The sequence below is a fragment of the Rothia nasimurium genome, assembly GCF_004569295.1.
Classification (GTDB): Bacteria; Actinomycetota; Actinomycetes; order Actinomycetales; family Micrococcaceae; genus Rothia; species Rothia nasimurium_B.
In genome coordinates, this window is record NZ_SPQC01000017.1 from 1 (window position 1) to 19308 (window position 19308).

At 61.3% G+C, this 19308-nt stretch carries 19 protein-coding genes and 1 tRNA gene; 4 read left to right on the top strand and 16 right to left on the bottom strand.

Annotated elements, in window-relative coordinates:
- Both E4U03_RS05895 and E4U03_RS05900 read left to right on the top strand, forming a co-directional pair.
- Nucleotides 1-968 (top strand): molybdopterin molybdotransferase MoeA (locus E4U03_RS05895; protein ID WP_135012396.1); only part of this gene is annotated, 968 nt, incomplete at its 5' end.
- A 134-nt stretch (nt 969-1102) separates the two neighbouring features.
- The gene (locus tag E4U03_RS05900) at nt 1103-2113 is read left to right on the top strand and encodes a LacI family DNA-binding transcriptional regulator (RefSeq protein ID WP_135012398.1); all 1011 of its coding nucleotides are present in this window, start codon (nt 1103-1105) and stop codon (nt 2111-2113) included.
- Between the two features lie 39 nt (nt 2114-2152).
- Here E4U03_RS05900 and E4U03_RS05905 read toward each other — a convergent pair whose 3' ends face one another.
- The 16 genes from E4U03_RS05905 to E4U03_RS05980 form a co-directional block, all read right to left on the bottom strand.
- Nucleotides 2153-2545 carry an LGFP repeat-containing protein gene (locus E4U03_RS05905; protein ID WP_135012400.1) on the bottom strand — a complete coding sequence of 131 codons (393 nt, stop codon included), beginning with the start codon at nt 2543-2545 and terminating at the stop codon, nt 2153-2155.
- A gap of 20 nt (nt 2546-2565) precedes the next feature.
- Nucleotides 2566-2964, bottom strand: coding sequence for a hypothetical protein (locus tag E4U03_RS05910; protein WP_135012401.1), 399 nt, complete (start codon nt 2962-2964; stop codon nt 2566-2568).
- A 201-nt stretch (nt 2965-3165) separates the two neighbouring features.
- Complete coding sequence (locus E4U03_RS05915) at nt 3166-3771, bottom strand: GNAT family N-acetyltransferase (RefSeq protein ID WP_135012403.1); 606 nt, start codon at nt 3769-3771, stop codon at nt 3166-3168.
- Nucleotides 3772-4050: 279 nt separating this feature from the next.
- The gene (locus tag E4U03_RS05920; RefSeq protein WP_135012405.1) at nt 4051-6036 is read right to left on the bottom strand and encodes a sucrose-specific PTS transporter subunit IIBC; all 1986 of its coding nucleotides are present in this window, start codon (nt 6034-6036) and stop codon (nt 4051-4053) included.
- 198 nt (nt 6037-6234) lie between these two features.
- Nucleotides 6235-6801 (bottom strand): PTS sugar transporter subunit IIA, encoded by a 567-nt coding sequence (locus E4U03_RS05925; protein WP_135012407.1) that lies wholly within the window; start codon nt 6799-6801, stop codon nt 6235-6237.
- Between the two features lie 163 nt (nt 6802-6964).
- Nucleotides 6965-8446: a glycoside hydrolase family 32 protein gene (locus tag E4U03_RS05930; protein WP_135012409.1), complete on the bottom strand. Its 1482-nt coding sequence runs from the start codon at nt 8444-8446 to the stop codon at nt 6965-6967.
- Between the two features lie 150 nt (nt 8447-8596).
- Nucleotides 8597-9619 (bottom strand): endonuclease/exonuclease/phosphatase family protein, encoded by a 1023-nt coding sequence (locus E4U03_RS05935; protein ID WP_135012411.1) that lies wholly within the window; start codon nt 9617-9619, stop codon nt 8597-8599.
- A gap of 131 nt (nt 9620-9750) precedes the next feature.
- Nucleotides 9751-10128 carry a 50S ribosomal protein L7/L12 gene (gene rplL / locus E4U03_RS05940; RefSeq protein WP_135012413.1) on the bottom strand — a complete coding sequence of 126 codons (378 nt, stop codon included), beginning with the start codon at nt 10126-10128 and terminating at the stop codon, nt 9751-9753.
- A gap of 120 nt (nt 10129-10248) precedes the next feature.
- Nucleotides 10249-10758 carry a 50S ribosomal protein L10 gene (gene rplJ / locus E4U03_RS05945; protein ID WP_135012415.1) on the bottom strand — a complete coding sequence of 170 codons (510 nt, stop codon included), beginning with the start codon at nt 10756-10758 and terminating at the stop codon, nt 10249-10251.
- A gap of 324 nt (nt 10759-11082) precedes the next feature.
- The gene (locus E4U03_RS05950; protein WP_135012417.1) at nt 11083-12150 is read right to left on the bottom strand and encodes an ABC transporter ATP-binding protein; all 1068 of its coding nucleotides are present in this window, start codon (nt 12148-12150) and stop codon (nt 11083-11085) included.
- Between the two features lie 143 nt (nt 12151-12293).
- Entirely contained in the window at nt 12294-13205 is a 912-nt protein-coding gene (locus tag E4U03_RS05955) for a hypothetical protein (RefSeq protein ID WP_135012419.1), read from the bottom strand.
- Nucleotides 13206-13409: 204 nt separating this feature from the next.
- On the bottom strand, nt 13410-14102 hold the full coding sequence (gene rplA / locus E4U03_RS05960; RefSeq protein WP_135012421.1) for a 50S ribosomal protein L1: 693 nt from the start codon (nt 14100-14102) through the stop codon (nt 13410-13412).
- A gap of 140 nt (nt 14103-14242) precedes the next feature.
- Nucleotides 14243-14674: a 50S ribosomal protein L11 gene (rplK, locus tag E4U03_RS05965; RefSeq protein ID WP_135012423.1), complete on the bottom strand. Its 432-nt coding sequence runs from the start codon at nt 14672-14674 to the stop codon at nt 14243-14245.
- Nucleotides 14675-14992: 318 nt separating this feature from the next.
- Nucleotides 14993-15739: a transcription termination/antitermination protein NusG gene (nusG, locus tag E4U03_RS05970; RefSeq protein WP_135012425.1), complete on the bottom strand. Its 747-nt coding sequence runs from the start codon at nt 15737-15739 to the stop codon at nt 14993-14995.
- Between the two features lie 101 nt (nt 15740-15840).
- Nucleotides 15841-16104: a preprotein translocase subunit SecE gene (gene secE, locus E4U03_RS05975; protein ID WP_135012427.1), complete on the bottom strand. Its 264-nt coding sequence runs from the start codon at nt 16102-16104 to the stop codon at nt 15841-15843.
- A gap of 75 nt (nt 16105-16179) precedes the next feature.
- Nucleotides 16180-16252 (bottom strand) — tRNA-Trp (locus tag E4U03_RS05980).
- A 250-nt stretch (nt 16253-16502) separates the two neighbouring features.
- Between E4U03_RS05980 and E4U03_RS05985 the strand changes: the two genes are divergently transcribed.
- Nucleotides 16503-17705 carry a pyridoxal phosphate-dependent aminotransferase gene (locus tag E4U03_RS05985; RefSeq protein WP_135012429.1) on the top strand — a complete coding sequence of 401 codons (1203 nt, stop codon included), beginning with the start codon at nt 16503-16505 and terminating at the stop codon, nt 17703-17705.
- Nucleotides 17706-18189: 484 nt separating this feature from the next.
- Nucleotides 18190-19221 (top strand): 6-phosphofructokinase, encoded by a 1032-nt coding sequence (locus E4U03_RS05990; RefSeq protein ID WP_135012431.1) that lies wholly within the window; start codon nt 18190-18192, stop codon nt 19219-19221.
- Nucleotides 19222-19308: the final 87 nt, after the last annotated feature.

The following is a 19308-nucleotide window of genomic DNA, read 5'->3' on the forward strand; positions in this document are numbered from 1 at the left end:
CCCCCGGCCAGGCAACCCCCATTCTGACCGGCGGGCTCATTCCCCCCGGTACCGAAGCTGTCATCCGCCAGGAACACGCTCTGCGAGAAGGCAACACGCTCAGCCCCGATTCCCGCTTTTTTAGTGGACAGGGCTACCCCACCCCGGGGGCCGACATCCGCCGCGCCGGTGAAGAACTCCCCGCAGGCAACAGTGTGCTTGCCGCGGGCACCCGTATCACCGCCCGGCACCTCGGCGCCCTCGCCACCCTTGGCCTCGACACCCTGACCGTAACCGCCCGCCCCACCGTGGCTATCGCCTACACTGGCAACGAAATTATTACCGCGGGTCTCCCCGGCCCCGGCCAGGTGCGTGACACCTATTCCCTAGCCTTCCCTCGGATCATCGAAGATCTCGGGGCGGCAGTCACCAGCACCTGCCAGCTGCCCGATAGCAAAGCCAAACTCACCGACTGGCTCACCGCAACCCACGCTGACCTACTCCTCATCACCGGAGGCTCCTCAACCTCCGCCGCCGACTGGGTGCGCTGCGCCCTCCACGACCTTCAGGCCAGCTACCTCTTCGAATCCGTCGCCATCCGCCCAGGCCACCCGGCGCTGGCCGCCCACCTACGGGCCAGCAGCAACCCGGCAGCACCGCTCGTCCTGGGCCTGCCCGGCAACCCGCTGGCCGCCTACACCGCCCTCTACTCCTACCTCACCCCCTGGCTCACCGGCACTAGAGCAGCTCCCCTGGCTGACCTGCCCAGCGGTGTCCTCACCCATGAGGTACCCGGCTACCGCAAACACGACCTGCGCCTGCTACCCGCCAGCCTCAGCCCCTCACCCCACGAGGCAGCCCTCACTCCCCTAACCAAATCCCAATCCCACATGCTCACCTCCTTCGCCACAGCCGACGCCCTGGCCCTCATCCCGCCGGCTGGTGCGGCAGCAGGCAGCACCGTCAGCTACCTCCCCCTACCCCGCTAATCCCACTTCCCGACCCCTCTCTCAGCGCAAGCGCAAACCGCCCCCGTCACACAGCTCAACACTTCTCAGCGCCTGTTAGACAGGCCCTATAATTGAGAACAGCCCGATCCCACCCCAACAGACCGGAGCCCCGCGTGCCCAAACCAAAACTCGGCGATGTCGCTGCGCTGGCAGGCGTCTCCCCCACCACAGTCTCCCGCGTGCTCAACAACCGGGGCTACCTCTCCGAAACCACCCGCGGCAAAGTCTTCGACGCCATGCAGCAGCTCGGCTACCGGCCCAACGCCATCGCCCGCTCCCTGCAGGGGCAAAAAAGCCAACTCATCGGCCTAGTCTTCCCCTCCGTCGCCAACCCCTTCTACGGGGAAATGGCCTACCGCATCGAATCCCATCTGGCCGACATCGGCTACAAGACCATTCTCTGCAACAGCAACGACCACCCCGAATCAGAGCAGCGCTACCTCGATATGCTCATAGCCAACCAGGTCGATGGCGTCATCACCGGCGCCCACTCCCAGGTCGTCGCCAACTTCCCCCACCTGGGTGCTCCCCTGATTACCATCGACCGGCAGCACACCGGACAGGGCCCCAACATCAGCTGTGACAACTTCGACGGAGCCTACCGGGCCACCCGCCTGCTCCTGGACAGCGGGGCCACCAATATCCTGCACATCACCTCAACCATCTCCCTCGATAACGCCCGCCAGCGCGGCTACCAGCTAGCGGTCACCGAAGCCGGCTACGCCCCGCATATCCTCGAACTAGGCTTCACCACCCCACAGGCCACCAAACGCGAGCGCATCTTCACCTACCTCGACAAGCACCCGCAGGTTGATGCTGTCTTCGCCTCAAACGACGTCTACGCAGCCATGGTGCTGAGCTATGCCCGTGCCACTGGGCGACAGGTGCCCCAGGACCTACAGGTCATCGGCTTTGACGGCACCGAAACCAGCCGAGCTCTCCTACCCGAGCTGACCACCGTGGTGCAGCCCATCGACGCAATGGCCCAGCGGGCTGTCGCCCAGCTCATGCACGCTATGAACGGCGAAGAAAAAGAGCTCACCGGCAGCGATGTGCTACCGGTGAGCCTTCATGAGGGGTCGAGCACCCGCTCCCTGCTCTGGGCAGAGAGCGCGGTGACATAAGCTAGCGCACCCGGCGTAGCCCCTCGGACGCGCTCCAGGTCAGGTGAGCGCCGGACGAAAACCGCAGGTGCATACGTCCGTCTGCCCCAGGTGTTCATCGGTAACCGGGTAACCCAGACGACTGACGTAGCCATTTGCTAGCCAGTAGTGGTAGAAAGCCCCAGTACCCGACACGCTGCGGGTACCGTGCACCGGGTGCCAGTAGATAGCGGTCAGGCTGCCGCCCTTGCGGAAGAACTGCACTACCCCACCGCCGCTCAAAGCGATTTCTGATGTGGACGAGAAGCCCAGGCGGTCCGGCCCGCCCATAATGCCCCGGGAGTATGCTCCCTTAATAGCGGCGTCGAGGGGAGCCGGGCAGGTATCAGAAGGCCAGGCCAAGGACGCGTTGACGACGGTTGCCGGGGTCGCGTTCCGGGGCGCGCCGGGCACGTTCCTGCCGGAGGCCCAGGCTATACCGTCCGCGATGTCCGAGGCATAGCCCCAGCCGTTAGCGCCTCAATAGCGCTCTGCTGCTCGGCCTCAATCACGCCTATGGTGGCGTCCTCGCCCACAGACTCTTTGACCACCTCTGCCGTCTCAAGGGCCCCGGTATCTTCAAGTGCGCTGTCAACGATAGTCTGGCGCTCTTCGGTCGTGGTGCCCTCGGCAAAGGTCACTATCAAGCGGTCGGTCTCTTTGACCAGGGCGGCGCTATCGCCTGTCTGCCCGGCCTGGTAGGTTCCCGTAGCATCGGGGGTTTCGGTTGCTCTTGCATAGGCAGTGCCACTAGCAAGCAGGGTCACCGCGGTGACAGCAGCAAGCTGCGCCTTGGCGACTTTTCGGGTATGTGGCAGCGTGAAAAGGGGCATGGGGGTGCTCTTTCTCCGTGTTGCGTGTGTAGTGCCTGCCCGGTGCTACCGGTGGTAGCGGTAGTACCCCGACTGCCGCCTATGGGGGGGGATAAACAGACAGCCCGGCAAACAACAGTATTCTTGCACGCTCACGCGCCCCTGAACAGAGAAAAAAAGAATATTACTTGCTTCTATAGTGGTCGTGAAGCGACACCTGAGTCACCGGTGCCGGGTGCAACATACCCAGGGCAGGCTTGCCGCCCTTGAAACGGAAGAGCTCAACAAACCCGTGACGGGCATAGAGGGAGGCTGATCGGTAGGTAGAGGCCTCCAGGTAGGCGGGTACCTCCCCAGGCGCTCGCGACGGTAATCCAGCAGGTGGGAGCCGATGCCGTGCCCGCGGACGTCCTCGTGCACACCGATGGTGTAGAGGTACCAGTGGTCGAACTTGGGGCGGGCCGCTAGCAGGCGCAACTCGGTGACGGTGGCACGGGCTAGCCCCCTCCCCAGCACCCGGTAATAGTCGGGCAGGGCCTTAATGTCGGCCAGCAGGTTACCCTTCTGGGCCTCGGGCGAGAGCCAGAGGGCAGCGCCCAGCACCTTGCTGTCGGCGGTGACGGCGATATCGATAGTGCCCTTCGGGGCGTAGGTGGTGCGCAGCTGGAACTCAAAAAGCCCGCGGACGGTTTCGGTGCGGCCGTCCCCGCCCATGGCCTTGTTCATGACCGGGTCGTGCTCAAAGGCATTGGTCAGCGCCTCAATCACGCCGGGGTAGTCAGCTTCGGTCGCTTCGCGCACGGTAAAGTCGTAGGTTTGCTCGGGCATGGAATCCTCCTGGGTACGGTGTTACCTTTCAAGGTTACCCTGCCTCGAAGTATCTCGAGAGAGACTCCCTTGCGCCTTCTACAGAGGGGGTGCCCCTGCATCGCAGCTCGTTGGCTCGGGGCTGGCGTGAATTGTGACGAGCCCCCGGGCGAGGAGCAAGAGGGTCACGAGCCAAGATGTAGGGGCACCCCCGTACTGGTATAGCGCAAACAAACCCGCCCCGCGCGCGTCCTTACTATCAGGACGGGCACGGGGCGGGTTTTCTTCGCCAAGAAAATTTTAGACGGCTGCGGTCTTAGCGGCTACGCTGACCAGCTTGTCGCGGCCTGCGGCCACGGTTGAGCCTGCAGCAACTGCAAGAGCAGTTGAGTCAACGGTCTTCTTGGCGTTGGTGATGACCAGCGGAGTGGTCAGGGGGTAGCCTGCGGCCTTGATGGCGGCCATATCGAATTCGACGAGCACGTCGCCGCGCTTGACTTCCTGGCCCTTTTCGACCTTGGGGGTGAAGTGCTTGCCGTCCAGCTCGACGGTGTCGAAGCCGATGTGCATGAGGACTTCTACGCCCTTGTCGGTGCGCATGCCGATGGCGTGGCCGGTGGGGAAGGCTACGGTGACCTTACCGTCGGCGGGTGCGTAGAGCTTGCCTTCGGTGGGTTCTACGGCGGTGCCGGGGCCCAGGGCGCCGGAGGCGAAGGTGGGGTCTGATACCGCTGAGAGTTCGACGGCGGTGCCGTTGAGGTGGGCGGTCAGTTCGTAACCTTCGGTAGCAGCTGCGGGGGCGGACGCCGCGGGGGCAGCTACAGACGCAGCGGTAGCGGCGGGGGTGGCGGCTTCAACTTCTTCTTCGGCAACCTGGCCGGCGAAGGCGCGCTTACCGTAGATGAAGGAGGCACCGGTGGAGAGGACGGCTGAGGTCACGATAGCGATGGCGAAGCCTGCCCAGCCTGAGCCGGCTTCGGTGCTGATGGAGGGGAAGCCCAGGAAGCCTGCGGCACCGGGAGCCATGGCCTTGATGCCGAAGATAGCGATGAGGGTTGAGGCTACAGCTGAGGCGCCCATACCGATGTAGAAGGGCCAGCGCAGACGCAGGTTGACGCCGAAGATGGCGGGTTCGGTGATGCCGAGGAAGGCTGAGGGCGCGGTGGCGCCGGCAAGACCCTTCATCTTCTTGTCCTTGGTGGTCAGGTAGACGCCGAGGGCGGCACCGCCCTGGGCGACGTTAGCCATGGAGGCGATAGCGAAGATGAAGGAGCCGCCCTGGGTGAAGAGCTGGAGTTCGATGGGTGGGAAGGACTGGTGCAGGCCGGTGATGACGATCGGTGAGTAGATCAGGCCAAAGAGGAAGCCGCCTACGGGGCCAGCGGTGGTGTAGAGCCAGTTGATAGCGTCACCCAGCATAGTACCCAGCTTGAACATGGGCGGGCCGACCAGCATGAAGGTGGCAAAACCGGTGATCAGCAGGGTCAGGGTGGGGGTGAACATGAAGTCGATAACACCCTTGAGAATCTTGTGGAAGAACTTCTCAACGTTGGCCAAGATGAAGGCAACCAGGATGATGGGCAGGACGGTGCCCTGGTAGCCAGCCTGCTGCACCTGGATTCCGAAGACGTCCCAGTAGGTCATGGTGCCGTCCTGCAGGGCGGCAGCTACATTGTAGCCGTTGACCAGGGAGGGGAAGACCATGACAGCGCCCATGGTGAGACCCAGGTAGGGGTTACCGCCGAAGACCTTGGTGGCGGTGAAGCCGACGAGCACGGGAAGGAAGGCGAAGGCCGCTGCTGAGAGCAGGTTGACGATTTCGGCGAAGCCTGTCCAGGCCGGGTACATCTCGATGAGGGAGAGCTCGGGGTCAAAAATCTTGGGTGCGGTCAGCACGTTGTTGAGTGCCATGAGCAGACCGGAACCGACCAGTACGGGGATGATCGGGAGGAAGATTTCTGAGACGACCTTGATGAAGCGGGTGAAGAGGTTGCCCTGGTCCGCCGCTACGTTCTTGAGTTCGTCCTTTGAGACCTGTTTCATGCCGGCTACGGCCATATGCTTGTAGACCTCGTCAACGTCGCCGGGGCCCACGATGATCTGGAACTGGCCGGAGTTGTTGAAGGTACCCTTGAGGTCCTCGTCGTTGTCCAGGGCAGCCCGGTTGATGACGTTCATGTCTTTGAGCACCAGCCGCAGGCGGGTGGCGCAGTGGGCGCCTGCTGCGATGTTGTCCGTTCCGCCAACGGCGGTGAGGACTCGCTCAGCCACGGATTTATGATCCATGTCTTCTCCTTGGTGTATGGGCCTGGCTCCCCCTATGTGGTTGGTTCAGCCTCGGCGCGAATGATGATGTTTACCGCAAAATAAACATGCCAATCGTTTGACATACTAACACCAAAAAAAGGGGCAAAAACAGCCCTTTACAAAAGGTCGGTGGCCACCTGTGTTAGGTGGCCGCCGACCCTATCTCAACGTTTGTTTTTAGCCCTTGCGAGCTGCGGTGATGAAGTCAGCACCGGCTGCTACATCGCTCCCTGCATTAGCTACGGCAAGGTCGGCGACAGAGCTCTTGGCGTTGGTGATAACCAGCGGGGTGGTTACGGGGTAGCCTGCGGCCTTGACCTGCTCCAGGTCGAACTCCACCAGCACCTGGCCACGGGTGACGGTATCGCCCTTCTTAACCTTGGGGTCAAAGAACTTGCCGTCCAGCTCCACGGTATCGAAGCCCACGTGAATCAGGATTTCCAGGCCGTCTGCGGTGCGAATGCCGAAGGCATGGCCGGTGGGGAAGGCAACGGTTACTTCACCGTCTGCGGGAGCTACAACCACGCCTGCGGTCGGCTCAATAGCGGCACCGGGGCCCAGGGCGCCGGAGGCGAACATCTGGTCGCTCACGCCGGCAAGCTCAACAACGGTACCGTTCATGTGGGCGGTCAGAGCGGACGCGCCAGCGGCGGACGGTGCTGCGGCGGGAGTAGCTGCGGGAGCGGGGGTCTGCCCTGCGGTGTCGTCGCTACCGCCGAAGAGCTTTTTGAAGAAGCCTGCCATGGTTGTCACCTCATAGTGGTTGGGAGTGATGGGGCCGCTGTGTGCGGCGTCTCCACCAGCCTACCACCGCCGGCAACCTGTGAGACAGGTCTTGCTGAGCCCGGCCGGTGCCAGGTCACGGAAAATTTTTCGCCCCCTGCACTAAGGCACCGGCTCCTCTCCCCTAGTCTTCTACAAGCCAGGCAGCTTCAAGGCTCAGTACGGCCGCCTCATCTGCTACCAGGCGGACGGTTCGTTTGGCTCCGGTGAAGTAGGCGCGGGATGAGAAGACGGCGGCTCCCCCATCGAGGAAGAGTTCGGTTCCGGAGGCATCAACCAGCAGGTCGAAGGTGCGGGTAGCGCTGTGCTCTAGGGTGCGGTGGCGCTCTGCCCCGCCCACGGTGTAGCGGCTGCCGGTACGATCCAGGTGGGCGCCGTCCTCGCTCAGGGTCAGCGCCAGGGCCTGCCCCGCCGCGTCCTCCGCGATAATCTGCACGGGTTCGGCTACCGCTACTTCACCGCGCAAGCGCCAGACGCGGGCGTCCGCCAGTTCCGCAATCTCGCCGTGAGCTGCGGGCACAACAGGGGCGGGCGCCAGGGCGCTATCAAGCTGCTCCACGGGGTTCTGGTAGACGCGGCCAGCACGCAGGGTGAGGCGGCGGGGGTAGGTCTGCATGTGCACCCAGTGCTTGTCCCAGGAGGGGTGGTCGTCCTGGTCGGCGTTGCCGAACCAGCCCTGGAGCACGGCGTGGGAGCCGTCCTGCCCCACTCCGTGGAAGCACTGGGGGGCGTAGAACTCAGTACCGGCGTCCAGCTCGGTGAAGGGGGTGGTGACCTCAAACTGGGTGCCGGTGAGGGTACCCACGATGTAGCCGGTCTGGAAGATGTTGTTGTACTTCTCCCCGTCGGCCTCCATACCCTGGGGGCTAAAAATCAGCACGTCCCTAAGCTCGCCGGTTTCTTCGTCGCGTAGCTGAATCAGGCCGGGGCACTCGTACATGTAGCCCAGGTTGGCCAGGGCGGGGTCCGAGAAGGTGAGCTCCCCGTCGAAGGTCCAGGTGCGGCGGTCAGGTGAGGAGTAAAGCACCACAGCACCGGTTTCGTCCTCGCGCTGGGCGCCGATGACGGCGTAGAAGGTGCCCTCGCGTTCAATTACGTGGGGGTCGCGGTAGTGGGCGGTGTAGCCCTCTTCGGGGCCGTTGATAAAGACCTCTTGCTTGGTGAAGGTCTTGCCCTGGTCGGGTGAGGTAAAGAGTACCTGGTAGGCTTCCCGGTTGCCGTCGGCGTCCTTGACGTTGCCGGTGTAGAAGAACTCAAAGGTGCCGTCCTCGCCCACGAAACCCGAGCCCGAGTAGCAGCCGTTCTTATCGAACCAGTCGGTGGGGGCGATGGCAGTGCCGCGGTCCTGCCAGTGGGTGAGGTCGTCGCTGGTGGCGTAGCGCCAGAAGACGGCGCGGGTGGGGTGGACGGGTGAGTACTGGTAGAAGGCGTGATAGGTACCTTCATGATAGATCAGCCCGTTGGGGTCGTTGAGGCGGCCCACGGGCGGTGCCAGGTGTAGGGCCGGGTAGTCGGGGTCGGTGCGCACCTGCTCGTGGTAGGTGGTATAGGCTTGCTCGGCGGCTGCGAGCAGTTCGGCGGCGTCCGGACGTCCGGGCTTAGTCACGCGGGGCTCCTTGGGTGGGTGCGATAGCGGGGTCTGTCAATCGTTAGTCATATCCAGCTTACCCCCTGCCCTCTCCCCAGGTCTTAGGTCGGCAGCGTGCAGGGCAGACCGGCAAATCTTCCAGATTATGATATGGGCTAGCCCACGCGCCTAGCTGCAAAGGTCTACGACGGCACTTACTGCCAGGTGGTCAGAATCGCCCACCTGCTGGTAGGTCACTTCTTCACCACCAGCAGGTGGCCCCTGCATCACCATGATGTGATCGATGGGGGCCCGTATTCCTAGTACTCCGCCGACTGGCCAGGTGCCCTCAATCCGGTAGGTGGCCAGGGCAGCGTCCGCACCCAGCTGTGAGCGCACCCCCGCGTAGCTGGCCAGGCCGCCGTGGAGCAGGGTCGCGTTGAAGTCACCGGCAATTAGGTTGGGGCGATTCTCGTTGCGAGCCAACCGGTCAATTGTTGCCAGGTCATCGCGCCACTGCTGCATGTAGGAGGGGACGGGCGGGGCGGTATGCACCGCCAGTAGTGAAGGGTGGCCGGTATCGTCATTTTCAGGAGCCAGCATCAGGGCGCCGAAGGTCATGGGCACTTCCTGAGCCATGTAGGTGCCCAGCCGGTCGCTCACCAGGGTCAGGGTGGGGGCGATATGAGCCTTGCCGCTGGTGGAGGCGAATACCTGGTAGCCGGGAACGCCGCCAGCAAGAGCGGGTGTATCGGGTGAGACCTCAGGGAACACCAGGAAATCCGGTTCATCGGCCAGCAGCCGAGCCAGGGACTGGTCGGTCAGGGTATCGAGGGCGTTGTAGGTGGTAACCCGATAGAGCTGCATATCAACGCACCCAATGGAGGGCACCCCGCGCGCCTGGTAGCGCACTGCCCCGTAGGGGTCGGTGACAGCCAGCAGGCTAGAGGCGGCACAGGCTACCGCCGTCAGCCCGGCAAGGACGCGGGTAGCTCCGCTGGTTGTACGGCGCAGCGCCACTGGTAGTGCCACAATCAGGACGCCCGCCCCGACCACCACGAGCAGGGTGGGGAAGGCGACGGCCTGGGCTATGACCAGGCGGGTGGTCAGCCAGGCGGTGACCGGGTGCCCCGGCCACACCAGGATAGCCAGCCAGGCCAGAGCACCGGCCAGCGACAGGCACCAGAATGCACGAATCAGAGTCTTGCCCATGCCCCCAGCCTAACTAAAACTAACAGGCAGGGGAAGAGGTGGGGCAGCGTCCGTCCTTAAACAAAAAGCCGCAGGGGCGGCAACCCGTAACGGGTGCCGCCCCTGCGCCAAAGATAAGAAAAGTAAGAAACTTACTTGAGGGTGACGGTTGCGCCAGCGCCTTCGAGAGCTTCCTTAGCCTTCTCTGCGTCTTCCTTGGAAACGCCTTCGAGAACGGGCTTGGGAGCGCCGTCAACGAGGTCCTTAGCTTCCTTCAGACCCAGTGAGGTGAGGGCGCGAACTTCCTTAATAACGCCGATCTTCTTGTCGCCAGCTGATTCGAGGATAACGTCGAATTCTGACTGCTCTTCAGCAGCACCAGCGTCGCCGCCAGCAACACCAGCAACAGCAACGGGAGCAGCTGCGGTTACGTCGAATTCTTCTTCGAATGCCTTAACGAATTCGGAAACCTCAACGAGTGACAGTTCCTTGAATGCTTCAATGAGTTCTTCGATTGAAAGCTTAGCCATGAGATTGGCTCCTTCTTTGATTCAGTTGCAAGCCTCAGTATTTCAGCCTGCGAGCTTGAAAATTGTGGGGTGGCCCAGGCGAGTGGGCCGAAGTCTGTGCGGTGGGCAGAGACGAGGCGATTACTCGGCCTCGGGTGCTACGCCTTCCTGCTCTTCGAGCTTGATACGCAGAGCGTCAACGGTGCGAGCAACCTTTGCGATTGCGCCCTTTGCGCCGCCTGCGACCTTTGCAAGAAGTACCTCGCGTGATTCGAGGCTTGCAAACTTGTTGATGCCAGCTTCGTCGAGAGCTTCGCCCTCGAAGTAACCGCTCTTAACGATTAGCTGGGGGTTAGCCTTGGCAAAGTCACGCAGACCCTTCGCAGCATCAATGAAGTCGCCCTTGATGAATGCGATTGCGCTGGGGCCGTGGAGCTGACCATCGAATGCGTCGATGCCAGCTTCCTTAGCCGCGATAGCGGTCAGAGTGTTCTTTACCACGGCGTACTCGGTCTCAGCACCCAGTGCACGACGAAGTTCCTTCATCTGTGCAACGGTGAGACCACGGTACTCGGTGAGAATTACGCCGTTTGAGGATTCAAGGAGTTCCTTGATCTCAGAGACGGCAGCAATCTTATCCTGTGTTGCCATGGTGTTCCTTCCAGTTCTTATCCCGCCAGGCCAACAAAAAAATGCCCCGACGCGCAGGCATCGAGGCATAATACAAGCCCAGCAAAAACTGGTTTGTATTCTGTTATCGGCACCTACGCAGGTGGGCTGGTTAGCCCTTATCGCACCTGTAAAAGGCACAGACCGGCGGTCTTTGGTTACTTCATCTAACCACGGCTTGCGGGGCCCTGGCAAGTTAAAACCGGGATTAAGGGTGCTTAATCACTTAAAACCACCGCTTCTATCCACCTTTGTACCGTATGCGAACCAGATGAGGCAGGTTTTTTGGTCAGTGCATGGTACAAACTAGCTCTCCCCTGAGAAACAGTGCAAAGCGCCTTCGCGAAGAGCCAGAGACAACCACTGCCCTTCATCGTGGGGAACTGCTGGTAGCACGGCGGTGAGCGGGCTACCGGCAGAAATAGTCACGGCACCTTCCGGGTGCGACAGCTCTACCGCCCGTGTGGTTTCAAGGCTAAAACGGCTCCCTGCCGTATGAGCGAGCACGCCCAGCACCCGCACCGGCAGAGCCCCCGGGCTAGCAGCGTCCGCCCTCTCAAAGCCGTGGGCAGAGATACCGGCTGGCACTACTTGCCCGCCCCGTTCTACCTCTAGCTCGTTGTAGAGCGGGTGCAACAGGCGGGCGACCTGCGCGGACGCCGGGGCGGCCAGTACCTGCCCCGGGGCAGCGACCTGGGCTAGGCGTCCGCCCTCTAGCACAGCAAGCTGCTGCCCCATAGCGAGGGCTTCGTCGGGGGTGTGGGTGACGTAGATACCCGTGAATCCCAGCTGGCGGTGCAGAGTGAGCAGGTCTGCGCGGATAGCTTCGCTCAGGTGCTCATCCACACTGGAGAGTGGCTCGTCGAAGAGAGCCAGCGTGGGTTTACGCACCAGGGCCCGGGCGATACCGGCGCGCTGGGCCTGGCCACCCGATAGTTGATCCGGTTTCTTATGTAGGTGTTCCCCCAGCCCCAGGGTATCGACGAGGGAAAGGTAGTGGTCGCGATCCAGCCGCTCCTGGGCGCGCAGGCGCTGGGCGAAGAGGATGTTTTCTTCCAAGCTCAGGTGGGGGTAGAGCACGGGCTTTTGAAAGACGAACCCCACCGGCACGGCCCCTGCCTGCCGGGTCTTGGCCAAGCCCCTGAAGCGGGTGCCTCCCCCGACGCCCACCGGCCGGTGGCCGAAAAGCACACGACCGGCGTCCGCCTGTTCCAGCCCGGCAATAATGCGCAGCAGGGTGGACTTGCCCGACCCCGACTCCCCCACCAGGGAAAGTAGGCTACCACCGGGCACGGTCAGGTCAATGCCGCCAAGCACGGCGGACGCACCAAACCGCTTGGTCAGGCCGGTGATGGTAAGGGCGAGGCTGGTCATGACCTCTATTATGCCCGACGGCGGCACGGTAAGCCCTGACCGCAGCCTTCCCACCACAGCGCAACCCTGATTCGCCTTATCGCTGAGCGTGCATCTGTCTGCGGCACGCTCGACGATAAGGCGCACGCTCGTTAGGGAAGCAGTTAGCCTCCTGCCTGCTCAATACGGTCATCGGGGTAGATAATCTCCCCTTGTTCCACCAGGTCTCGAATAGCACCGGGCAGGTTCTCACCGCTCAGCCCGGGGAGCAGCCCCGCCTCAGCTTCACAACCCCACACCGTGGGTGCCAAGTCTCGGCCCCATTTGAGGACGCCGCCCCCTCTATAAATCTTCGCTGTATAGCCAATACTAGGGGCAAGCTCCCCCGAGTGGGCTGGCCTGTCGCTTACCGTATCGGGGTGGACGACCTGTACTAGACGGTTAAGGAGTGGCAGGGGTTCCTCGTCGTCGGTTTGCTGTGCGACCTGCTCTGTGTACCAGGTGCAATCTTCGCTGTGCTCGACTGCGAACCAGTGGGGCAAGTGGCGCTCGAAGTTATGTTCGTTGATGGTCAGCTCTTCGCTCAGAAGCTGCGACAGGTCCCAGGTGATAACCTGTCCTTCTTCGATGGTCTCAGGGGCTTTGGCCGGGGCCTGAGCTAGGTACTCCATCAGGGCTTTCACCTGCGGGTGTAGCCAGTGGCCAGGGTCTTGTTCGTCCCAGCGGATTTCTCCGGTGCAGGTCAGTAGCCCCTGCGAGATAAGCTTTCCAGCGCGGTCTTCGAAGCGGGAGTGGGCTTCAAACTGATACATCGGCTCGCCGTCCCCGCGTTCTTCTGCAGAGTACAGGGCAGAGATATTGATGCGCATTTCGCTCTCGAAGGGGCCACCGGCGTAGTTATAGATGGTGTAGTCGGTGGGAAAGTCCCCCTCATACAGGGTTTCGAGGCGGTAGAGAAAGACGGTTTGGCTCACCGGTTCTTGCAGGGCAAGAAGGCCGGGGTAGAGCGAGTTTTCCGTGCGATAGGCAGGCAGATCGGACAGACGCGGGTAAGGGAAGTAAGCAACACGGTACACGGGGCGGGGCCTCCATTCATCACTGAAAGGGGTGTGCTCTTGACCACAAGAGTAGTCGGCTGGGCCTGAAAAATCTAGGCCCGGGCGTCCGCGCACCCTGCCCTGGCTTCGCCCGCGCCCCGCCTCCCCGCCACAACAAAAAGGCAGGCCCCCGCACATATGCGCGGGGAGCCTGCCTTGAATAACCGTTAGGGTCTAAGAAACTTAGGCTACGGTTGAGGGGTCAACGGGAACGCCAGGACCGAAGGTGGTGGCGATGGTTGCCTTTGAGATGTAGCGGCCCTTAGCTGATGAGGGCTTGAGGCGGTTAACCTCTTCGAGAGCTGCTTCGAAGTTCTCAGTCAGCTGCTCAGCGGTGAAGGAAGCCTTACCGATGATGAAGTGCAGGTTTGAGTTGCGGTCAACGCGGAAGTCGATCTTACCGCCCTTGATATCTGCAACTGCCTTAGCAACGTCCATGGTAACGGTGCCGGTCTTGGGGTTGGGCATGAGGTTACGGGGACCCAGAACCTTACCCAGACGACCAACCTTGCCCATCATGTCGGGGGTTGCAACTGCTGCGTCGAAGTCGGTCCAGCCGCCAGCGATCTTTGCGATCAGGTCGTCTGAGCCAACGAAGTCAGCGCCAGCTGCTTCTGCTACTTCAGCCTTTTCACCGGCTGCGATAACTACAACGCGGGCGGTCTTACCGGTGCCGTTGGGCAGGTTAACGGTACCGCGTACCATCTGGTCTGCCTTACGGGGGTCAACGCCGAGTCGCAGTGCGACTTCAACGGTTGAGTTGGGCTTGTCTGCCGCGATGTCCTTTGCTACTGCAATAGCCTCGGCGGGTGCGTAGAGCTTGTCCGCTTCGATCTTGGCTACAGCTGCCTGGTACGCCTTGCTGCGCTTTGCCATCTGCTTTTCTCCTTTGCAGGTGTGGTCTTTGGTGAGCCGCGCTCGACTCTGCCACATGCCTCCCGAGTGGGAGACTCTAACAATTGTCTTTGGGTGAGGTGTGAACCTCGGTTCCCCGCGGTGGGCGGGGTGAAAGGGTTTTAGCCTTCGACGGTGATGCCCATGGAGCGGGCGGTGCCTGCGATAATCTTCGCTGCGGCGTCGATGTCGTTAGCGTTCAGGTCTTCCATCTTGGTCTGGGCGATTTCCTTGACCTGGTCCAGGGTCAGTGAGCCGACCTTCTGGGTGTGGGGTACGCCGGAGCCCTTAGCAACGCCAGCGGCCTTCTTGATGAGCTGCGCTGCAGGAGGGGTCTTGGTGATGAAGGTGAAGGAGCGGTCCTCGTAGACGGTGATTTCTACGGGAATGATGTTGCCACGCTGGGATTCGGTGGCTGCGTTGTAGGCCTTGCAGAATTCCATGATGTTGACGCCGTGTGCACCGAGTGCGGGGCCAACGGGGGGCGCGGGGTTAGCGGCGCCTGCCTGGATCTGCAGCTTGATGAGGCCTGCGACCTTCTTCTTGGGAGCCATTTGTGTTTGGTCCTTTTCTTAGCTGGTGGACCGGCGCACAGGAGTATGCACCGGGCGGTGGTGCTGCCATGGCGGCGGTAGCACCGTGTAGGGGCGCACCGGCGTGGGTGCGCACATACAGTCTTCTATCTTAGTACGGTCTGAGCTTTAAAGCTATTGCGGGGCGGACGCCTACCCCTGGGTGTTTGCTCACAGGCGGGCAGGTGCGGGGTTAGGCCGATTGTGCAAACACCCTCACGATAGACTCCCCCACTTTTGAACAAAACAAAAGGGCCGCCCCACATCAAGCGGGGCGGTCCTTGACCAGACAAGCTGGTTTTACATCTTGGTAACCTGTGAGAAGTTCAGGGTCACGGGGGTCTCGCGTTCGAAGACAGAAATCAGCACAACCATTGATGAGGCTGCGGCATTGATCTCTGAGATGGTTGCGGGCATGCCCTCGAAGGGGCCTTCCTTAACGGTGACAGCCTCGCCAATCTCAAAGCCGGTTTCAACAGCGGGAGCAGCCTTGGGGGCGGCACCTGCTTCTGCCTGCTCAGCTTCAAAGACGGGAGCCAGCATGTCGACAACTTCATCGAGGCGCAGGGGAACCGGGTTGTAGGCGTCCTGCCCAACGAAGCCGGTTACACCGGGGGTGTGGCGCACAACGCCCCAGCTCTCGTCGGTCAGGTTCATACGCACCAGAGCGTAGCCGGGGACGCGCACACGGCGAACCAGCTTCTTGGTGGTGTTCTTGACTTCCATGACCTCTTCCATGGGGACCTGAACCTCGAAGATGTCATCTTCAGCGTTCATGGTCTGGGCACGGGATTCGAGGTTAGCCTTGACCTTGTTCTCGTAGCCGGCGTAGGTGTGAATGACGAACCATTCACCTTCCTGGCGGCGCAGCTTAGCCTTGAACTCTTCGAGCGGGTCAACGGCGGGCTCGCCAGCTTCTTCAGCTTCGGTGACTTCTTCGACGACCTCAGCGGCTGCTACTTCAACAGCCTCGTGGCCTTCTTCGGTTGCCTGCTCTGCAGGTTCTACGACCTCTTCGGTTTCAGGTGCAACTTCCTGCTCGGACACGCTTTCCTGCTTTCGTCATTGGGGTTTACTTGAAGGCGCGCACGCCCTACATACACAAAAGATTCTACGGGTTAGGCCGCCATCGGCCTAGCTTCGTGCTTCTAGCTGATACCGTTACCAAAAATCCAGAAGGCTCCCTGACCGAAAACGTAATCAAGGCCCGAGATGAAGAGCATCATAAAAGTAACGAAGAAAAGAACAATAATCACGTACTGCACCAGTTCTTTACCGGTGGGGGTGGTGACTTTTTTGAGTTCTGCGATAACTTCGCGTAAGAACTGGAAAATACGGCCGAAAAAGCCCAGCTTCTTCTCTGCGCCTGGTTCTTCAGAATCGGCGGTCCTGGCGGCGATTGATTTAGCCATGGTAGGCCCGCCCCTTTCTAGACTCATCATGAACATGAACTGTTCGATTGACAAATAAACCTGTGAGGCTTGAAGCAGGGCGGACAGGACTCGAACCTGCAACCTGCGGTTTTGGAGACCGCTGCTCTACCAATTGAGCCACCGCCCTTTGAAGGTTACCCCTTCAAGGAGGCTTGAAACCCTTGCGGGTACAAACCTAAAGCTGTTCGGTTGCGAACAACGTTATCTACTGTAGAACATATTTTTTGCTTTGGCAATTTGATGCGCGCCAGTCCCTCTCCAGGCTCCCGCCCACCCTATGATTTAAGGGGTAGGTGCCAGCCGCCGCGCTGGCGTCCGCACCCTTTTTGCCATAACCCAACGGTCCTGCCCATAGGACGGAAGCGAGAACCTCCCCCATGACTGCCCGCGTATCACGCCGCATTGGCGCTATCGCCCCCTCGTCCACCCTCGTCGTTGACGCTAAAGCTAAGGCCCTCAAGGCGCAAGGACGCCCAGTGATCGGCTTTGGTGCGGGCGAGCCTGACTTCCCCACCCCCGACTACATTGTGGACGCCGCCCGCAAGGCTCTTGAGGACCCCGCCAACTTCCGCTACACCCAGGCTGCGGGCCTGCCCGCCCTCAAGCAGGCAATCGTTGAGAAGACCAAGCGTGACTCCGGCATCGATATCGACGCCTCCCAGGTCATCGTGACCAACGGCGGCAAGCAGGCCGTCTACCAGGCCTTTGCCACCGTGATTGACGAGGGCGACGACGTGCTCCTGCCCGCCCCCTACTGGACCACCTACCCCGAGGCTATCCACCTGGCTGGCGGCAACCCCATCGAAGTCTTCGCGGGAGCCGACAAGGAATACAAGGTCACCCCCGACATGCTGGAGGCAGCCTACACCCCCGCCACCAAGGCCCTGATTTTCGTATCCCCCTCTAACCCCACCGGCGCGGTCTACACCCCCGAAGAGACCAAGGCCATTGGCGAATGGGCGCTGGAGAAGGGCATCATCGTGCTCACCGACGAAATCTACGAGCACCTCACCTACGACGGCGTACCCTTCACTTCCATCATCAAGGCTGTGCCCGCCCTGGCTGAGAACACCGTCATTCTCAACGGTGTTGCAAAGACCTACGCCATGACCGGCTGGCGCGTGGGCTGGATGATTGCCCCCGCCGACATCACCAAGGCGGCAACCAACCTGCAGTCACACATGACTTCTAACGTCAACAACATTGCTCAGCTGGCGGCACTTGAAGCTGTCTCAGGCTCCCTGGACGCTGTCAACGAGATGCACAAGGCTTTCGACCGCCGCCGCAAGACCATCGTTGAGGGGCTTAACGCTATCGAGGGAGTCCACTGCCCCACCCCCAAGGGCGCCTTCTACGCCTACGCAGACGTCACCGGCCTGCTGGGCAAGACCATTGCGGGCAAGACCCCGCAGACCTCTGCCGAGCTTGCCGAAATCATCCTGGAAGAGGCCGAAGTAGCGGTTGTACCCGGTGAGGCTTTTGGCCCCTCCGGCTACCTGCGCCTGTCCTACGCCCTGGGAGATGAAGACCTCGCCGAAGGCCTAGCCCGCATGCAGAAGCTGCTGGCAACCGCGCAGTGATTTGCCTGATTCGGGTACGTAGGACGCCCCTTTGCCGACTAACCTTCTTGCTGGTTCGCTGGCGCTCACAAGCAATTCATGCCAGCCCCAGCCAGTCGGCGCCAGGGGCGTCCTGCGTACCCCATGGAGGTACCAAGTAAGCGCGGCATATGAACCGAAAGCAAGCTGGCTCGGCGGCTGGCGTGAATCGCATCTGAGCGAAGCGAAGCTGCGAGAGGGTCGCTTGCGAAGGTTCATATGCCGCGCTATCTGTAATATCCGGAGCGTCCGAACCTACTACCTCACCCGACATTAAAGTCATCACTGACTCTAACGGCGAGGTTGAAAACATACAACGCAACCTATCCCACAGCTACCCAACACAACCCCTCTTTACTACAATAGAAACCAACAAAGACCCACACTTTGGACTGCCTAAACGGGCAAAAACCCAACAGGGTCACCACCATCATTCCCCACCAGGAATAACACAAGGAGTTTCTCCATGAAGATCGGTCTACTCACCTCCGGCGGCGACTGCCCCGGCCTGAACGCTGTTATCCGTGGCGCTGTGCTTAATGGCGTCAAGACCTACGGTGACGAGTTCGTTGGCTTCCGCGACGGTTGGCGCGGTGTTGTTGAAGGCGACTTCATAGATCTGCCCCGTACCAAGGTTCGTGGTCTGGCTCGTACCGGTGGCACCATTCTGGGTACTTCCCGTACTAACCCCTTCGATGGCCCTAAGGGTGGCCCCGAGAACATCGAGATCATGATGGAGCGCAACGGTATCGACGCTATTGTCGCTATCGGTGGCGAGGGTACTCTGGCTGGCGCTAAGCGCCTGGCGGACGCGGGCCTGCCCGTGGTTGGTGTGCCCAAGACTATCGATAACGACCTGCAGGCAACCGACTACACCTTCGGTTTCGACACCGCAGTTTCTATCGCAACCGACGCTCTGGACCGCCTGCGCACCACCGGCGAGTCCCACCACCGCGCCATGGTCGCTGAGGTTATGGGCCGTCACGTTGGTTGGATTGCCCTGCACTCCGGCATGTCCGGTGGCGCTCACGCTATTCTGATTCCCGAGGTCAAAGTCTCGATGGAAGAGGTTTCTGGCTGGGTCAAGGAAGTTCACGACCGCGGCCGCTCCCCCCTGATCGTTGTTGCTGAGGGCTTCATCCCCGAGGGCTTCGACGATGTGATGGCTGGTAAGGGCCAGGAGAAGGACGGCCGCCCCCGCCTGGGCGGTATTGGCGACTGGGTTGCGCAGGAGATTGAGCGCATCACCGGCATTGAAACCCGTAACACCACCCTGGGTCATATCCAGCGCGGTGGCGCCCCCACCGGCTTTGACCGTGTGCTCTCAACCCGCCTGGGCATCCAGGTTGTCGATATGATTCACGACAAGGAGTGGGGCAAGATGGTTGCCATGCAGGGCACCGAGATTAAGCGCGTTGACTTCGCTGAGGCCCTCAACGGCCTGAAAACCGTTCCGGTCCACCGCTACGAAGAGGCTAAGGTTCTCTTCGGCCGCTAGGCCACACGCCTCACACTAGAAACGACTGCCTCCCCAAGAATTCTTGGGGAGGCAGTCGTTTTTATCGGCGCTTGCTTTACCGTGTCT